The organism is Streptomyces mirabilis, from assembly GCF_018310535.1.
Classification (GTDB): domain Bacteria; phylum Actinomycetota; class Actinomycetes; order Streptomycetales; family Streptomycetaceae; genus Streptomyces.
In genome coordinates this window covers 5,245,497-5,261,463 of record NZ_CP074102.1, presented here as the reverse complement: position 1 = coordinate 5,261,463, position 15,967 = coordinate 5,245,497, and the positions used below count along the sequence as shown (strand labels likewise).

The window sequence follows — 15,967 nt, the reverse complement described above, 5'->3', positions numbered from 1 at the left end:
ATGAGGAAAGGCAAGAGAAGCAGAGGAAGCAGGAGAAGACAGCGGGCCTCCCTCGTTCTGGCGCTCGCACTGACCGCCGGTCTGACAGCCACCGTTCCGGCGAGGGCGGACGACCCCGCGTACGCCTTCCGCAACCCCCGCCTCCCCGTCACCGAACGAGTGAACGACCTGCTCGGGAGGCTGACCCTCGACGAGAAGGTCTCCCTTCTCCACCAGTACGAACCCGCGATCCCCCGCCTCGGCATCCAGTCCTTCCGCACCGGCACCGAGGCCCTGCACGGCGTCGCCTGGCTCGGCAGGGCGACCGTCTTCCCCCAGGCGATCGGCCTCGCCTCCACCTGGGACCCGGCACTGATCCAGCAGGTCGGCTCGGCGGTCGGCGACGAGGCGCGCGGCTTCCAGCAGGAACGCCCCGACGGCTGGGGCCTCAACCTGTGGGCGCCCGTGGTCAACCTGCTGCGCGACCCACGCTGGGGACGCAACGAGGAGGGCTACTCTGAGGACCCGTACCTCACCGGTTCGATCTCCACGGCGTACGGCGAGGGCCTGACCGGCGGCGACCCCGACCACCTCAAGACGGCCCCCACCCTCAAGCACTACCTCGCCAACAACAACGAGGTGAACCGCGCGACCACGTCCTCCGACCTGCGCCCACGCGTCCAGCACGAGTATGACGAGGCGGCCTTCAGACCGGCCGTCGAGGCGGACGCGACGACGGGCGTGATGGCGTCGTACAACCTGGTCAACGGCCGCCCCGACACGGTGAACCCGGACCTGGACGACATCGTGCGGACGTGGACCTCCCGAGATCTCCTGAACGTCACCGACGCCTTCGCCCCGGGCAACCTGCTCCCCGGCACCCAGAACTACTACGGCACCCTCGCCGAGGGCGACGCGGCGGCGCTCAAGGCGGGCATCGACAGCTTCACGGACAACAACGGCGACTCGACCCCGACGACCACGGCCGTCAAGTCGGCCTTGACCGCGGGCCTGTTGCAGGAGTCGGACGTCGACACGGCCGTCTCCCACATCCTCGCCGTCCGCGTCCGGCTCGGCGAGTTCGACCCGAACGGCGGCACGTACGGCTCGATCGACCAGTCCGTGATCAACAGCCCGGCCCACCAGGAGCTGGCCCGCAAGGCGGCGGCGGAGAGCGCGGTCCTGCTCAAGAACAACGGCGTACTGCCCCTGAAGACCTCGGCGAAGAACGTGGCCGTGGTCGGACCGCTCGCCGACACCCTCTATACGGACTGGTACTCGGGCACACTGCCGTACGCGGTCACGCCCGCCGACGGCATCGCCACGAAGCTGGGTACCCCGGTGGGGAGCAGCGAGGGCGTCGACCGCATCGCGCTGAAGGACACGGCGACGGGGAAGTACGTGACGGCGGGGGCGTCTCAGGCCGGTGGAGCCCTGAAGGAGAGCACCGAGACAGGGGTGGCGGCCCAGTTCGACGCGTTCGACTGGGGCTCCGGCATCGTGACCCTGCGCTCGGCCGCCAACGGCAAGTACGTCGGCTACAACTGGTCGAACTTCGTCAACGACCAGGTCCAGCCCAACGGTTGGTACGTCCAGCAGCAGTTCGAGCTGGAGCAGCAGGACGACGGCACATACCTGCTCCGGTACGCCGGATACGAGACCACCGAGTCCTGGTGGTCGAACCCGGTCTACCTCGGCCCGACGGGTCCCGACGGCACCCTGGGCCTGGTCGAGAAGTCGGGGGCCGCCCACTACTCCAAGGACGTCGTCCGCAGCGGTGTGGACGAGGCGGTTGCCGCGGTGAAGGGCAAGGACACGGCGGTCGTCGTGGTCGGCTCGATGCCGTCGATCAACGGCCGGGAGAACCACGACCGTACGGACATGGGCCTGGCCCCGTCACAGGAGTCCCTGGTCAGGGCGGTGCGCGCGGCCAACCCGAAGACGGTCGTGATCGTGGAGAACAGCTACCCGACCACCCTCGGCGCCCTCCAGAAGGAGGTCCCGGCCCTCCTGTGGACCACCCACGCGGGCCAGGAGACGGGCAACGCGCTCGCCGACGTCCTCTACGGCGCCACGAACCCGGCGGGCCGCCTCACCCAGACCTGGTACCGGTCGACGTCGGACCTCCCCTCGATCCTCGACTACGACATCATCAAGTCCGACCGCACCTACCAGTACTTCCAGGGGCAGCCGCTCTACCCGTTCGGCTACGGCCTGTCGTACACGACGTTCCGCTACGGCACGCTGAAGCACGTCTCCGGCGGCTACGAGGTGGCGGTCACGAACACGGGCAAGCGGGCGGGCGACGAGGTCGTACAGCTCTACACCCACCAGCGGACATCGAGGGACAAGCAGCCCCTGAAGCAGCTGAAGGCGTACGCGAGGGTGTCCCTGAAGCCGGGCGAGACGAAGACCGTCCGGCTGAAGGTCCATGCGAAGGACCTCGCGCACTGGGACGTCACCCGCTCGAAGTGGGTGGTGGAGAGCGGCACGTACGACGTCCTGGTCGGCGCCTCGTCCTCGGACATCCGCTCCCGGACGTCATGGACGGTGCGGGGCGAGACGATCCCACCCCGGGACCTCACGAAGGTGACGCGCGCCGAGAACTTCGACGACTACTCGCCCGGTTCCGTCCGCCTGGTCGACGAGTCGAAGGCGCGCGGGACGGCGGTGGGCGCGACGGCCGACGGGGCCTGGCTGAGGTTCGCGGACGCCCAACTTGGTTCTGGTGCGTCCGAGTTCAGCGCACGCGTCGCCGGTTCGTCCGGCACGGTCGAGGTCCGGCTGGGCTCGCCGACCGGCCCGCTCGTCGGCACCGCTCGTACGGACGGCACGGCATCCCCGTACGACTACACGACGGTGACCACCGCCCTCACCGGCGCGACGAAGGGCCGTACGGGCGTGTACCTGGTGCTGAGCGGGGGTGTGCGGCTGTCCACGTTCACCCTGCGCTGAGGCGGGTCAGCCGGCCTCGATCAGGTGATCCACGTCGGAGACGTGATACTCGCCGTACCCGAAGCGCTCGCCGATCGCCTCGTACCGGTCGTACCGCTCCTGCGTGAGTCGCACGGACAGCGCGTTCAGGACGCGGAGGAACAACCGGAACCCGAGATCGGGATCGATCCGGGTGACCACGTGTTCCAGCGCGTCCATGACGTCCGTGGCGGGAACAGGATGCCAGTGGGGGCTGATGACCTTGTCCACCACCGCGGGCGCTGTCTCCCGGACTTCCCGCAGCACCGTGTCGGCGAGTTCGGTGCGGGCGGGCGCCACAACGAGTGTGTACGCGGGGGCGGCCTCCCTCAGCCGCTCCCGGCACACGTCCGCGATCAGCCGAAGCCAGTCCCGGCCGTCGGTACTCCCTGGCCTGTCCGAGGCGCCGGCCCACAGGGCGGTGACCGCGGCGTCGGGCAGTGCGGACCGCAGCAGACGGAGCGCGTCCTCCAGGAGGACGGCCGCCGCGGAACCCGGGGTCTGCCCGATGCCGTCGCCCTCGGCTGCCTTCCGGAGCTCCTCCCGGTTTGCACACCAGTCCTGATGTGCCTGCCCGGCGAGGTGGGAGAACCCGAAGTCCCAGGTGGCATCGCGGCGGGCGGTGTCGATGGGCGGCCATGCGACGTCGAGACCGAAGTCGATGAGCGCGGCGGGGTGGCCGAACCTCTGGCCGAGCACTTGGAACCGGTCGTAGCGCGCCTTTTCGATCCGCACGGAGTGCACCTTCAGCGCGCGGAGGAAGAGCCGGAAGCCGAGATCGGGATGCACGCGGGCGGCCACCTCTTCGAGGGCCGACAGGGTGTCGGGGGAAGGGAGGGGGCCGGGGGAAGGGAGGGGACCTGCCGACTGCTCGCGACAGGACCGTATCTCCGCGACGACGTCGTCACGCACCTCGTCGGCCGCCGGCCGCCAGGCGCCCCACCACGAGGAAGGTGCTGGGCGCCGCCCGGGGATCTTCCGGGGCGGGCGGGCAGCGCAGGTCTCGTCGATGCGCCGCAGCCAGTCACGGGCGCTCATGCCGTGCGCCGTGGGATCCCACACGCCCCCGGCGGCCGCTCGCCACACGGCCCGGATCGCCTCGTCCGCCAGCGGGGACTCGACGAGCCTGCGCACGTCCTCGCGCAGCTCGTCGGCGTACCCCCACTCGTCGTGGCTGATGTCATAGCCGAGGATGCTCCGCTCATCCGCGCTGAGATGGTCGACGCTGCCCACGGGACACTCATGGTCGTACGCGTCGAGCTTCGCCATGACCAGCCCCAGTGCCGCGCCGGTGTTCTCCGGAGCGGGTGAGAGGGTGAACGCCTCGGTCAGCCCACTGAGCCCGAAGTCCGCGTCGTAGTCCACGTAGTACGGCTCCTGCCGTCCCGTCACAGTCGTCCCCTCCACCCTTTCAGGCCTCTCACGGCATACACGAACCGCACTTCACCGGTCGCGTTCAGCGGACTTTCACATCTCCCGGTCCCCTTGCCAGGTGACCGACGTCATGGCGGCCGGACCACCGTTCGCCAGGCCTTTGTAGGTCACCCTCCGGGCAGGGCCGAGCTCACGCGCGACGCGTCTCGCCAGCTCCGTCCCTTCGCGGAACAGCCGCTCCCACTCGTCGTCGTACTTACCGTCCTCCCGGTCCCGCAGGTCCAGGTTCACCGTGGTGTCGATGCTCTTGGCCCACGCGTACAGATCGGCCACCAGTTCCTCGGACAGATGAAGACTGCCCACGGGACCGTCCGGTGCGAAGTCTCCGAATCCCTCCGCGCGAAGCGGATACCACTTGAATTCGCCTTCGACCACGATGTGGAGCGGGTGCGGGGGCGCGCCGTGCTCGTCGAGGGACCAGTCCAGGCGTCCGCATCCCCAGCACACGAACTTCGCCCTGACCTGCCTCTCGTCCCAGTACCGCACCACCCATGCGGAGCCCAGGTGTCTCGCCACCGCCTGGGCGACCTCCAGGCCCCGTTCGACGTGCTTCCGCCTGTGCCGACGGGACGGGAACCCGTCCGCCGGGCGGGACGACGACCAGGAACGCAGCGCATCCGCCAAGTCCGCCGGGAGGACCAGCCCGTCATCGTCCAGCGGGGTGTTACGGGTGAAGGCGCCGAGGTCCTCGTGGTCCTCGGGATCCTCCGGCTCGTACAACGGAGACGGCTCGCCCTCGGCGCGGACGAGCAGGTGCTGGGGTTCGTTGTCGATCACGATGGACGGCCAACCATGTGACGATGCACTCCGTTCAGTCGTCGGCCGACGACTCGCGCCGGCACCGGCGGCGACTCCTGTTCGACCAGGAACTCGACGGAGTCCACCACGAACTCGCCGTAGAGGAGAGCCGATCCGATGGTCTCCATCCTCGCGTACTGCTCCGGAGACAATGACCGGTCAGAGGCGTCGTTGACCATGGTGCTGAGCAGTACCCGGAACGCCAGGTCCGGAGTGCAGTGGCGAGTACAGGCGACGAGTGCCTCGCGCACCTCGGCGGCCAGGAACTCCGCCCGCTCGATCTCGGCGATGACGGCGTCCCGGCACGCCAGCCGTCCTCCGTGTCGGCTCCGGTGAGCGGGCGTGGTGGTGGCGCCGAACCAGGGCCCGGCGGGGTCGGCGTGTCGGTCGCCGGGCATGACAAAGGCCCCACCGCTCGAAAGCGACGGGGCCTTTGCCCACATGGGATGGAGGTCCGGGAGGACCTCCTGATCGTGGAGATGGCGGGAATCGAACCCGCGTCCACCGGTGCAGAATCAGGGCTTCTCCGTGTGCAGTTCGCTGCGATTTTCTCGGCCCCGGTGATCACGCGAACAAGTCGCCGACGGGCCCAGCCACTGTTTGATTTCCCATCGAACCCCGTGACCGGGCTCGATGGTTTAGTTCCCTAGATTATGCCAGGGTCCGGGTCGGGAACACCCCCGGGCTGACACCCATTAAGGGTCCTTCACTCACTGCTTATTAGGCAGCGAGGGCGAAGGACTGGGAATCGCTCTTGGAATTGGCGATTATTGGTTGCGACATATGGTTAACGAGATCATTGTCGCTTCCTCGACACGCTTCCCCTGCTTCGACAGCCGCTGTCGAAACCGATCATCCCCATGTTGTTTTTTCAAGCCCCTCCGAGGAGGGTTGCGCACCCGCTGTGAGGTGCAGATCCCATCGTACGTGACCAACGCACGTCGATGCCACCGTATTCCCCGTGGCTACTCGCCCCGCTGCTTCCGCTTCGCCGCCGCGATCGCGCGGTCCGACTCCCGGCGGTCCTGCTTCTCGCGCAGGGTCTGCCGCTTGTCGTACTCCTTCTTGCCGCGGGCGAGCGCGATCTCGGCCTTGGCCCGGCCGTCCTTGAAGTACAGGGCGAGGGGCACGATCGTGTGACCCGTCTCCTCCGACTTCGACGCCAGCTTGTCGATCTCCTCGCGGTGCAGGAGCAGCTTGCGCTTGCGGCGCACCGTGTGGTTGGTCCAGGTGCCCTGGCTGTACTCGGGAATGTGGGCGTTGTGCAGCCACGCCTCGTTCCCGTCGATCTGGACGAAGCCGTCGGTCAGCGAGGCGCGTCCCTGACGCAGCGACTTCACCTCGGTGCCGGTGAGCACGAGCCCGGCCTCGTAGGTGTCGATGATCGCGTAGTCGTGCCGTGCCTTCTTGTTCTGCGCGACGATCTTGCGCTTGCCGTCCTTGGCCTTCGCGGCCCCTCCGCCCTGCTTGGGCTGGGACTCCTTCGGTACGTACATTCCCTTACTCATAGTGCTGCCATTTTCGCACTACAGGGGGGTCCGGGGGAAAGCCGATTACAAGAGCGCCGAGCCGGCGACTACGAAGGGTCGCCGAGGCCGCTCAGTACGGTCTCCGCCCGCTCCAGGGCCTCCTCGTCCACCTCCAGGTCGGGGGTGATGCCCCGCCCGTCGACGGCGTGCCCGGCGGGAGTGCGGTAGTGGCCGACGGTCAGCTCGGCGACGGAACCGTCGGGCAGCCGGCTCGGCATCTGGATCGAGCCCTTGCCGAAGGTCCTGGAGCCCACGACGACCGCACGGCCGCGATCCTGGAGGGCCCCGGTGAGCAGTTCGGCCGCGCTCATCGTGCCGCCGTCGACGAGCGCGACCAGGGGTCTGGTGGTGTCGCCGCCGGGGTCGGCGTGCAGGGAGCGCTGCGCGCCGTTGACGTCGTAGGTGGCGACGAGGCCGCCGTCGAGGAAGGCGGAGGCGGCGGTGACGGCTTCGGTGACCAGTCCGCCGGAGTTGCCACGCAGGTCGAGGACGATCCCGGCGCGCTCCGGGGTCTGCTCGACGGCGCTTCGTACGGCGTCACCGACGCCCTTGGTGAAGGCGGCGACCTTGATCACGGTGATGCCGCCGGGAAGCTTGTGGACGGTCAGGGAGTCCGTGGACAGCTTCGCCCGGCGCAGCGTCTCGCTCCACGCGCGTGTGCCGCGCTCCAGGCCGAGGGAGACCTTCGTACCGGCGGCGGCGTCGTCCGCGTCCCCGCGCAGTAACGAGACGACCTCGGTGACCGGCCGGCCGTCCACCTTCTCTCCGTCGACGCTGCGCAGCCGGTCGCCCGTGCGGATCCCGGCGGCGGCAGCGGGCGAGCCGCTCTGCACCCGGGTCACCTCGATACGGCCGTCACTCTCACGCCGGGCCCACAGCCCCACGCCCGTGTACTGGCCGTCGAGGGCCTCCTCGAACTCCTCGTACTCGCCCTGGGAGTAGACGGCGCCCCAGCGGTCCCCGCTGCGGCTGACGGCCCGCTCCGCGGCCTCCATGGGGGACTTGCCGTCGGCCATCGCCTCGGCGGCGGCGTCGGCGACCGTCTCGCGGTGGGCCGCCGAGGTCGAACGCGCCGAAGGAGGCGGGGTTTTCCGGTCGGGATCACCGAAGGACCCGGTCGCGGCCCCCGCGACGAGGACACTCGCGAAAAGCAATGTCAGGGCGGCCCCGCGGCCTGCGCGGCGGGGCTGGCAGAACAGGTCTCGGCCTGACATGGCGGTGAGTCTAGGACAACGCAAAGGGCCGTACCGCCGGTTGGCAGTACGGCCCCCTTGGCATGCGTCACACCTTCAGGTACTTGCGCAACGCGAAGAACGCCGCAAGCGCGGGCATCAGCAGACTCGTCGCGAGGATGAGCGGCAGCTTGGTGAGCACGGCGTCCCAGCCGATGAAGTTGATCAGATTCAGCTTCTGGGACAGCGCGAGGCCGTGATCGATGATGAAGTACCGCGCGACCAAGAGGAATCCGCAGGCGACACCTCCGCCGATCAGTCCGGCGACCGCGGCCTCCATGATGAACGGCGCCTGGATGTAGAACCCGGAGGCGCCCACGAGCCGCATGATGCCGGTTTCCCTGCGCCGGCTGAACGCCGAGACGCGCACCGTGTTGACGATCAGCATCAGGGCGACGACGAGCATCATCGCCATGACCGCGCGCGCGGCCCAGTTCATGCCGTTGAGCAGCCCGAAGAGGTTGTCCAGGATGCCCTTCTGGTCCTGCACGGACTGCACGCCGTCACGGCCGTCGAAGGCGGTCGCGATGACCTGGTACTTCTGCGGGTCCTTCAGCTTGATGCGGTACGACTCCTGCATCTGGTCCGGCGTGAGGGAGCTGGCCAGCGGGGAGTCGCCGAACTGCTCCTTGTAATGCTTGTACGCCTGGTCCGCCGACTCGTACGAGATCTTCTCGACGACGGTCATCTTCTTGAGGTCGCTGAGGATCTGGTCCTTCTGCTCGGTGGTCACGGCCCCCTTGGCGCAGTGGGGGTCGGACTCCGCGTCACTCTTGTTGCAGAGGAAGATCGAGACGTTGACCTTGTCGTACCAGTAGCCCTTCATGGTGCTCACCTGGTCGCTCATCAGCAGCGAACCGCCGAACAGGGCGAGGGAGAGGGCGACCGAGACGACGACCGCGAAGGTCATCGTCAGATTGCGACGGAGACCGACACCGATCTCCGACAGAACGAACTGGGCGCGCATGGCGTCTGCTAAGCCTTTCCGTGGACCGTCGTCAGTGCTGGTAGCCGTAGACGCCGCGCGCCTGGTCGCGGACGAGGCGGCCCTGCTCCAGCTCGATGACGCGCTTGCGCATCTGGTCCACGATGTTCTGGTCGTGCGTCGCCATCAGCACGGTGGTGCCCGTCCGGTTGATGCGGTCGAGCAGCTTCATGATGCCGACGGAGGTCTGCGGGTCGAGGTTGCCGGTCGGCTCGTCCGCGATGAGGAGCTTGGGCCGGTTCACGAAGGCTCTCGCGATGGCCACACGCTGCTGCTCACCACCGGACAGCTCCCCGGGCATCCGGTCCTCCTTGCCGCCGAGCCCGACGAGGTCGAGCACCTGGGGTACGGACTTGCGGATCTCGCCGCGGGACTTGCCGATGACCTCCTGCGCGAAGGCGACGTTCTCGGAGACCGTCTTGTTCGGCAGCAGGCGGAAGTCCTGGAACACGGTTCCCAGCTGGCGGCGCATCTGCGGCACCTTCCAGTTGGAGAGGCGCGCGAGATCCTTGCCCAGAACGTGCACCTGGCCTTGGCTGGTCCGCTCCTCGCGGAGGATCAGCCGCAGGAAGGTGGACTTTCCGGAGCCGGAGGATCCCACGAGGAACACGAACTCACCACGCTCGACCTCCAGGGTGACATCCCTGAGGGCGGGGCGGGTCTGCTTGGGGTAGACCTTGGAGACACTGTCGAATCGGATCACGGATGCACCACGGGTCGCCGGGGGTAGGTGAGCGTGACCATACGCGAACCGGGTGCACGAGCGCAGTCGCCGGTCAGGGTTGCGCGGGGGTTGTGCGGTGCTTGTGCGTTTTTGTGCAGGTCTTTTGCGCAGCCCTTTTGTACGGGCCTTTGTACGGGCACCCCGTAGGGGCGCGGGGAGCTGCGCGCCCGGCCCCCACCGGTCGGCGACCGTGATCCCGACGGCGGCCGCCTCCGGAAGCGCCCGTTTCCCCGCCTAACCCGCGGAGCACAGGGCAGGATAAGGCGAGCCGCGCCGTTTCCCGCGGAACCTGGCACAGTGGAAGGGGAACGGTTGCGTTCCCCGCAGCGTTATGTAAACGGCGGAGGACGGCGCAAGGAGGGCAAGCGCATGACGTACGACCGATTGGTGTGCGCGAACTGCGCGGCGCCCGTCAGCGAGGGCCGCTGCCCGGTCTGCCGCGCGAACCGGGAGCGGTTGCAGCAGGAGAGCCCCTTCGCGGGGCTGAACCCGATGGCGCTGATCGCGCTGCTCGCCGTGCTGATCGCGGCGGTGGCACTGCTGGCGCACCAGACGGTATGAGTCTCGTGAGAGCGGCGGTGTGACCACAGTCACCATCTGAGGCGGTCGCCATGACGGCCACCATCTGACGCGGTCGCCATGGCGGTCACCGTCTGAGGAGGTCACTGTCCGAGGTGGTCACCTTTTGAAGCATCCTTGATGTGCCTGACGCGAGAGGGGCCCGGAGCAAGCTGCTCCGGGCCCCTCTTGTGCTGCGATCAGCTGCGTCAGGCAGCGGCGCCGCGGCCGTTCGCGAGGCGCGGCAGCAGACGGAAGCCGATACCGCCCGCGATCATCGTGGCGGCGCCGACCAGCAGGAACGTGGTCTCGGCGGCACCCGTCTCGGCCAGCTGCCCCTTCTTGCCCTGGGCGGAGGTCTCGGACGAGGTGTTCGCGCCGGTGTCGGTCAGGCCGGAGGAACCCTTGCCCTGCTCGACGGGCTTGGAGCCGCCGTCGGGGTTGCTGTCATTGCCACCGGTGCCGGTGCCGGAACCGTCCGTCGGGCTGTCCGTCGGGTCGGTGGGCTCGGTGGGGTTCCCGGTGGGGTCGGTGGGCTCGTCCGTCGGCGGCGTGGTGGTGGGCGTGGCCGGGCCGGTCGGCGTGCTCGGGATGGTGGGCGTCGCCGGGGGCGTGGTGCCCGGCTCCGTCGTCGGGGTGGTCGGGGTGGCCGGGCCGGTCGGGATGCCCGTGTCGGTCGGGGTGGGGCTCGGGTCTCCGTCGACCGTGACACCCACGTTGATGTCGAGAGCCGAGGCGGCACCCGCGGCAGTCAGCGAAGCACCGGCGGCGATCACCACACCGGCTGCTATGCGTGCCACGCGGATCCGCGTCTTCTTGGTCATTTGTTTGCTACCCCCAGTAGCTGATCGTCAATGGAGCAGCGCCCGGGGCCACGGCGTCACAGGTGGCTCTCAGCCCCCCGGTTCACATGCGCCCCAGAGATACGCATGCCACGCGCCACCATTCCCAGTTTTCACAGCAACGTCAAGGTCGTTGCGTACGCGATGTCCGGATCAACGACATTTGCCCGCCGTGCGGACATGTGACTGTGACGTAAAACCCAGAATTCCCCCACACAAAAGGCAACTGCCGCCCGATGGGCGGCAGTTGCCTTGTCGACAAAGAGGCATCGAGGTGATGTTGATACCTCGAACTACTTCTCCTGCTGCTTGCGCCAGCGAATTCCGGCCTCGATGAATCCGTCGATCTCCCCGCCGAAAACGGCCTCGGGGTTACCGACTTCGAACTCGGTCCGCAGATCCTTGACCATCTGGTAGGGGTGCAGGACGTACGAACGCATCTGGTTTCCCCAGGAGTTGCCGCCGTCGCCCTTGAGGGCGTTCATCTTGGCCTGCTCCTCCTGGCGGCGCCGCTCGAGCAGCTTGGCCTGGAGCACGTTCATGGCGCTCGCCTTGTTCTGGATCTGCGACCGCTCGTTCTGGCAGGAGACGACGATGCCGGTGGGGAGGTGGGTGAGGCGCACCGCGGAGTCGGTGGTGTTGACGCCCTGGCCGCCCGGGCCGGACGACCGGTACACGTCGACGCGCAGCTCGGACTCGTCGATCTCGATGTGATCGGTCTGCTCGACGACGGGCAGGATCTCGACACCCGCGAAGGACGTCTGACGGCGTCCCTGGTTGTCGAACGGCGAGATGCGCACGAGGCGGTGGGTGCCCTGCTCCACGGACAGCGTTCCGTACGCGTACGGGACGTGGACGGCGAAGGTGGTGGACTTGATGCCCGCCTCTTCCGCGTACGAGGTCTCGTAGAGCTCGGTCTTGTATCCGTGGCGCTCGGCCCAGCGCAGGTACATGCGCTGGAGCTTCTCGGCGAAGTCGGAGGCGTCGACGCCGCCGGCCTCGGCACGGATGGTGACGACGGCCTCACGGGAGTCGTACTCCCCGGAGAGCAGCGTCCGGACTTCCATCTCGTCCAGCGCCTTCTTGACGGCGACGAGCTCGGACTCGGCCTCGGCACGGGTGTCCGGGTCGTCCTCCTCCTCGGCCATCTCGAAGAGCACGCTCAGATCGTCGATACGCCCGCGCAGCGCCTCGGCCTTCCTGACCTCCGCCTGGAGGTGGCTCAGCTTGCTGGTGATCTTCTGCGCCTCGTCCGGGTCGTCCCACAGGGACGGCGCGGCCGCCTGCTCCTCGAGCACGGCGACATCTGCCCTCAGCTTGTCGAGGTCCAGGACGGCCTCGATCGACTCCATGGTCGAGGAGAGGGACTTGAGCTCTTCGGATACATCGACGACTGCCACGCCTCCAGCGTAACGGCTGCCGCAAGCGAGGCTTGCCCCTCGTCCGACGGGGGCGACGCAAGCCCTCCCCGGGACTCGGGGCGAAGCCCCGCCCCTCCAGGGGCGGGGGGAACTGCGCGATCAACCCCCACCCACCCGCAGCCAAACAACCACCAGCCCGAGGCTCGGGGCGAAGCCCCAGCCCCCAGGGGCGCGGGGAACCGCGCGACCAGCCCCCACCCACCCGCAGGCAGACGAACAACCCGGGGTCTGGGGCGCAGCCCCGGGTCGGAGTGGGGGCTAGGGAGACGCCGGGGCCGAGTTCTTCGTGTCGTGCGGCGTCGCTCCCGCGTCGTCACCCGACGTGGCCAGCCACGTACCGACCCCCACCGCGGCGACAAGAACGACCCCCGCCACCCCCAACGTGATCCGACGTCGCCGCGCCGACGCCCGGTGCCGAGCCGACCCCGGCCGAGGCGCCCCCGCCGCCCGCGGCACCCGAGCCGTCCCGCGCGCCCCACCCGCCAGCTCGTCCGGCCCCGGCACCCGCATCGACGTATGCGTGTCCCGGTTGGAGTCCGGCGCAGCCCCCGGCACCAACGGCACCGCCCCCCGCCGCGCCCGCGAGGCCGGCGCCGTCGGCTCCGCCGTCTCGCTCGCCTCGGGGGCGTCCTCCGCCGACTCCCCGTCCGGTTCGTCGACGTCCAGCGGCGGCATCCCCGCCAGCAAGGGCAGCTGCTCCCGCAGCCGCGCCCCCAGCTCGGACGCCCGCAACCGCGACGCCGGCGCCTTGGCCAGGCACTGCACGAGCAGCTGCCACAGCTCCTCGGGGATACCGGGGAGGGGTACGACGGTCTCCGTCACATGCCGCCGCAGTACCGCACCGGGATGCCCGCCCCCGAAGGGCGTGAACCCGGCGAGGAGCTCGTACAGCACCGTCGCCAAGGCGTAGATGTCGACGGCGGCCCGCGGCGGCAGCCCCTCGATGATCTCGGGGGCGAGATAGTCCGGCGTGCCGATGATCTTCGTGGCCCGGGTCCGCCGCGGCGAGTCGATGAGTTTGGCCACACCGAAGTCCGTGAGCAGCGCGGGGTGCGAGCCCCCCGGACCCAGCGGACCCTGCATGTCCAGCAGCACGTTCTCCGGCTTCACGTCCCGGTGCACGACCCCGGCCGCGTGCGCCGCCGCCAGCCCGTCCGCGACGTCGGCCACGATCGCGACCGCGGCCTCGGGCGCCAGCCGCCGTTCCCGGTCGAGCCGGGTGCGCAGATCCGTGCCCCGCACGAGGTCCATGACGAGCGCGAGGTCATTGCCGTCGACGACAAGGTCCCGCACCGCCACGACATGCGGGTGATCGAGCCCGAGCAGAGCCGTGCGCTCCTGTACGAAGCGGCCCACCAGCTCCTGGTCGGACGCGAGGTCCTCGCGCAGCAGCTTGATGGCGACGGGCCCCTCAGGTCCCTCGCCGAGCCACACCGTGCCGGCGCTGCCCCGCCCCAGAATCTGGTGGGCGGTGTACCGGCTGCCGATCTTCCGTGCCAAGACTGCTCCTACTGACGCGTGTTGCCGCTAAAAGTACGCGTCCGAAGAGTCAACCTTCACTCCGGAGACGGAAATCACCCGTCAGATGTCGACAAATCCCCAGAGTCGCGGGGGAACCGCGGGGGATTCACCCGGAATCAAAAGGGAATCGGCGGGAGCTAATTACCGGAACCGCCGAGATCCCCGATCCACTTGGTGGCGGTGTTGAACCCGTCCTTCAGCACACCCCAGTACCCCTTGGTCGTCCCGATCCAATGCTGGAGCGGGCTGAACTCCCAGACCAGCCATCCGGCGACGAACAGGATGACGATCGTGAACAGGCAGCCCTTGAGGCAGCCGAGTCCCGGGATCTTCATCGGGTTGGCGCTGCGCTGCCGCGGCTCGCGCGACTGCCGGGGCGCCGGCGCCTCGGGCTGCTGCGGCGGAGGCGCGTACCGCTGAGGCTGCTGCTGGGCCGCGGGGGCGTACCCCTGCGGCTGCTGCTGCCGCTGGCGGCGCTGCTGGCGCTGCGGCTGTTGCTGCTGGGGCGCGTACTGCTGCGGCTGTTGCTGCGCGTACTGCTGCGGCTGTTGCTGCTGCGGATACCCGTATCCGGGCGGCGGCTGCTGGCCCTGCGGCGGGCGCTGCTGTTGCTGGGGCCGCGCGACCTGTCGCTGGGGACGGCGGCGCAGCGGGTCCTGGTCGGGGTCGAGGTACTGGACCTGGGTCTGCTCGTTGCGGTCCCGGGCCGCGCGCAGCTGGTTCTGCCAGGGGTGCGGGTCCTCGCCCTGCCCCGGCTGTCCGGGCTGTCCCTGCTGTCCGCCCGGCTGGTGCTGGGGCACCGGCGGCATGACGGCGGTCGGGTCGGCCGCGCCGCGGTGCGGCAGTACGGCGGTGGGGTCGGCGGCACCGGGCATGCCGGGGACGCCGGTGTGCGGCAGGACGCTGGTCGCGCCGTTCGGGTCGTACGCCCCCGGGGCGCCGTGCGGCAGCACCTGCGTGGGGTCGGCCGCACCGGGTACGCCCGGCACCGCGGCCGGCGCCGGGTCGGGGGCGAGCAGCGCGCCCACGCCTTCCGCGGCGGCGATCTGTGCGGAGTTGGCGTGCACACCGATGCCCTGGGCGACGGTGCGCAGCCCGCGGGCGAGGTTCTCGGCGCTGGGCCGCTCGTCCGGGTTCTTGCGCAGGCAGCGCTCTATGACGGTCCACAGGGGGTCCGGGACCGTGGAGGGGCGGCGCGGCTCGGCGCTCAGGTGCTGGTGCAGCACTTCGAGGGCGGACTCGCCGCCGAACGGGGGACGCCCGGTGACCAGCTCGTACAGCAGGATGCCCGCGCCGTAGATGTCGACGGCGGACGTCTGCGGGCGTCCCTCGGCGGACTCCGGCGCGACGTACGCGGGCGTGCCGACGAACTCGTGGGTCCGGGTGAGGCCCGGGGAGTCGGCGAGCCGGGCGATGCCGAAGTCGGTGAGCATCGGGTGCATCTGGCCGCCGTCCTGCTTCAGCAGGACGTTCGCGGGCTTCAGGTCGCGGTGCACGACGCCGTCGGCGTGGCTGGCGGCGAGCGCGTCGGCGACCTGGGCGGTGAGCAGGGCGGCGGCGACCGGCGAGAACGGGCCGTTCTCGCGCAGGTAGCGGTGGAGGTCGGGGCCGTCGACCAGGTCCATGACCAGGGCGAGCAGGTCGCCCTCGACGACGAGGTCCCGTACCCGCACGATGTTCGGGTGGGTCAGGCGCAGCAGGACGGAGCGCTCCCGGAGGAACCGCATCACGATGTCCGCGTCGTTGGCGAGCTCTTCCTTGAGGACCTTGATCGCCACGGTCTCGCCGGGCTGGCCGGCGACGGCCGCCTCGGCGCCCGCGGTCTCCCTCTGGCGGGCTCGCCAGACGGTGCCTGTGGCGCCGCGCCCAAGCGGCTCCTCAAGGAGGTACTTGCTCCCTACCGGCCGCACGTCATGCGCTCCCTGTTGCTTGCTTGCCTGGTCCGTCCGCCGTCGTCAACGTGCTGCGGCG

At 69.5% G+C, this 15,967-nt stretch carries 13 protein-coding genes and 1 other RNA gene; 2 read left to right on the top strand and 12 right to left on the bottom strand.

Going from position 1 to position 15,967, the window contains the following annotated elements:
- A complete protein-coding gene (locus tag SMIR_RS23260) occupies positions 1-2,934 on the top strand; it encodes a glycoside hydrolase family 3 protein (protein WP_168492126.1) in 2,934 nt (977 codons plus the stop codon).
- Between the two features lie 6 nt (positions 2,935-2,940).
- Here SMIR_RS23260 and SMIR_RS23255 read toward each other — a convergent pair whose 3' ends face one another.
- The 8 genes from SMIR_RS23255 to ftsE form a co-directional block, all read right to left on the bottom strand.
- Positions 2,941-4,344, bottom strand: coding sequence for a hypothetical protein (locus tag SMIR_RS23255; protein ID WP_212727316.1), 1,404 nt, complete (start codon positions 4,342-4,344; stop codon positions 2,941-2,943).
- A 75-nt stretch (positions 4,345-4,419) separates the two neighbouring features.
- On the bottom strand, positions 4,420-5,163 hold the full coding sequence (locus SMIR_RS23250) for an immunity protein CdiI family protein (RefSeq protein ID WP_212727315.1): 744 nt from the start codon (positions 5,161-5,163) through the stop codon (positions 4,420-4,422).
- Positions 5,160-5,582, bottom strand: a complete 423-nt coding sequence (locus tag SMIR_RS23245) for a hypothetical protein (RefSeq protein ID WP_248002942.1) — start codon at positions 5,580-5,582, stop codon at positions 5,160-5,162. The genes SMIR_RS23250 and SMIR_RS23245 overlap by 4 nt, the downstream gene beginning before the upstream one ends.
- Positions 5,583-5,655: 73 nt before the next feature.
- Positions 5,656-6,044, bottom strand: a transfer-messenger RNA (tmRNA) gene (gene ssrA / locus SMIR_RS23240).
- A 105-nt stretch (positions 6,045-6,149) separates the two neighbouring features.
- Entirely contained in the window at positions 6,150-6,692 is a 543-nt protein-coding gene (gene smpB / locus SMIR_RS23235) for an SsrA-binding protein SmpB (RefSeq protein WP_054229635.1), read from the bottom strand.
- Between the two features lie 68 nt (positions 6,693-6,760).
- Positions 6,761-7,927, bottom strand: a complete 1,167-nt coding sequence (locus SMIR_RS23230; protein ID WP_168492131.1) for a S41 family peptidase — start codon at positions 7,925-7,927, stop codon at positions 6,761-6,763.
- A 67-nt stretch (positions 7,928-7,994) separates the two neighbouring features.
- A complete protein-coding gene (ftsX, locus tag SMIR_RS23225) occupies positions 7,995-8,912 on the bottom strand; it encodes a permease-like cell division protein FtsX (protein WP_168492132.1) in 918 nt (305 codons plus the stop codon).
- 31 nt (positions 8,913-8,943) lie between these two features.
- A complete protein-coding gene (gene ftsE / locus SMIR_RS23220) occupies positions 8,944-9,633 on the bottom strand; it encodes a cell division ATP-binding protein FtsE (RefSeq protein ID WP_067379910.1) in 690 nt (229 codons plus the stop codon).
- A 390-nt stretch (positions 9,634-10,023) separates the two neighbouring features.
- On the opposite strand from ftsE, the gene SMIR_RS23215 reads away from it, so the two are divergent.
- Positions 10,024-10,215 carry a hypothetical protein gene (locus SMIR_RS23215; protein WP_095854342.1) on the top strand — a complete coding sequence of 64 codons (192 nt, stop codon included), beginning with the start codon at positions 10,024-10,026 and terminating at the stop codon, positions 10,213-10,215.
- Positions 10,216-10,421: 206 nt separating this feature from the next.
- Here SMIR_RS23215 and SMIR_RS23210 read toward each other — a convergent pair whose 3' ends face one another.
- From SMIR_RS23210 to SMIR_RS23195, 4 genes are all read right to left on the bottom strand, one after another.
- Positions 10,422-11,036 (bottom strand): LPXTG cell wall anchor domain-containing protein, encoded by a 615-nt coding sequence (locus SMIR_RS23210; protein WP_212727314.1) that lies wholly within the window; start codon positions 11,034-11,036, stop codon positions 10,422-10,424.
- 311 nt (positions 11,037-11,347) lie between these two features.
- Positions 11,348-12,454 (bottom strand): peptide chain release factor 2, encoded by a 1,107-nt coding sequence (gene prfB / locus SMIR_RS23205; protein WP_054229629.1) that lies wholly within the window; start codon positions 12,452-12,454, stop codon positions 11,348-11,350.
- Positions 12,455-12,733: 279 nt separating this feature from the next.
- The gene (locus SMIR_RS23200) at positions 12,734-13,975 is read right to left on the bottom strand and encodes a serine/threonine-protein kinase (protein ID WP_168492136.1); all 1,242 of its coding nucleotides are present in this window, start codon (positions 13,973-13,975) and stop codon (positions 12,734-12,736) included.
- Between the two features lie 158 nt (positions 13,976-14,133).
- Positions 14,134-15,906 (bottom strand): serine/threonine-protein kinase, encoded by a 1,773-nt coding sequence (locus SMIR_RS23195; protein ID WP_168492138.1) that lies wholly within the window; start codon positions 15,904-15,906, stop codon positions 14,134-14,136.
- Positions 15,907-15,967 lie beyond the last annotated feature (61 nt).

Excerpts from the sequence above, each read along its gene's own strand:
- ftsX (WP_168492132.1), bottom strand. The coding sequence starts at position 8,912 with ATGCGCGCCCAGTTCGTTCTGTCGGAGATCGGTGTCGGTCTCCGTCGC.
- SMIR_RS23230 (WP_168492131.1), bottom strand. The coding sequence starts at position 7,927 with ATGTCAGGCCGAGACCTGTTCTGCCAGCCCCGCCGCGCAGGCCGCGGG.
- SMIR_RS23215 (WP_095854342.1), top strand. The coding sequence starts at position 10,024 with ATGACGTACGACCGATTGGTGTGCGCGAACTGCGCGGCGCCCGTCAGC.
- SMIR_RS23210 (WP_212727314.1), bottom strand. The coding sequence starts at position 11,036 with ATGACCAAGAAGACGCGGATCCGCGTGGCACGCATAGCAGCCGGTGTG.
- smpB (WP_054229635.1), bottom strand. The coding sequence starts at position 6,692 with ATGAGTAAGGGAATGTACGTACCGAAGGAGTCCCAGCCCAAGCAGGGC.
- SMIR_RS23260 (WP_168492126.1), top strand. The coding sequence starts at position 1 with ATGAGGAAAGGCAAGAGAAGCAGAGGAAGCAGGAGAAGACAGCGGGCC.
- SMIR_RS23245 (WP_248002942.1), bottom strand. The coding sequence starts at position 5,582 with ATGCCCGGCGACCGACACGCCGACCCCGCCGGGCCCTGGTTCGGCGCC.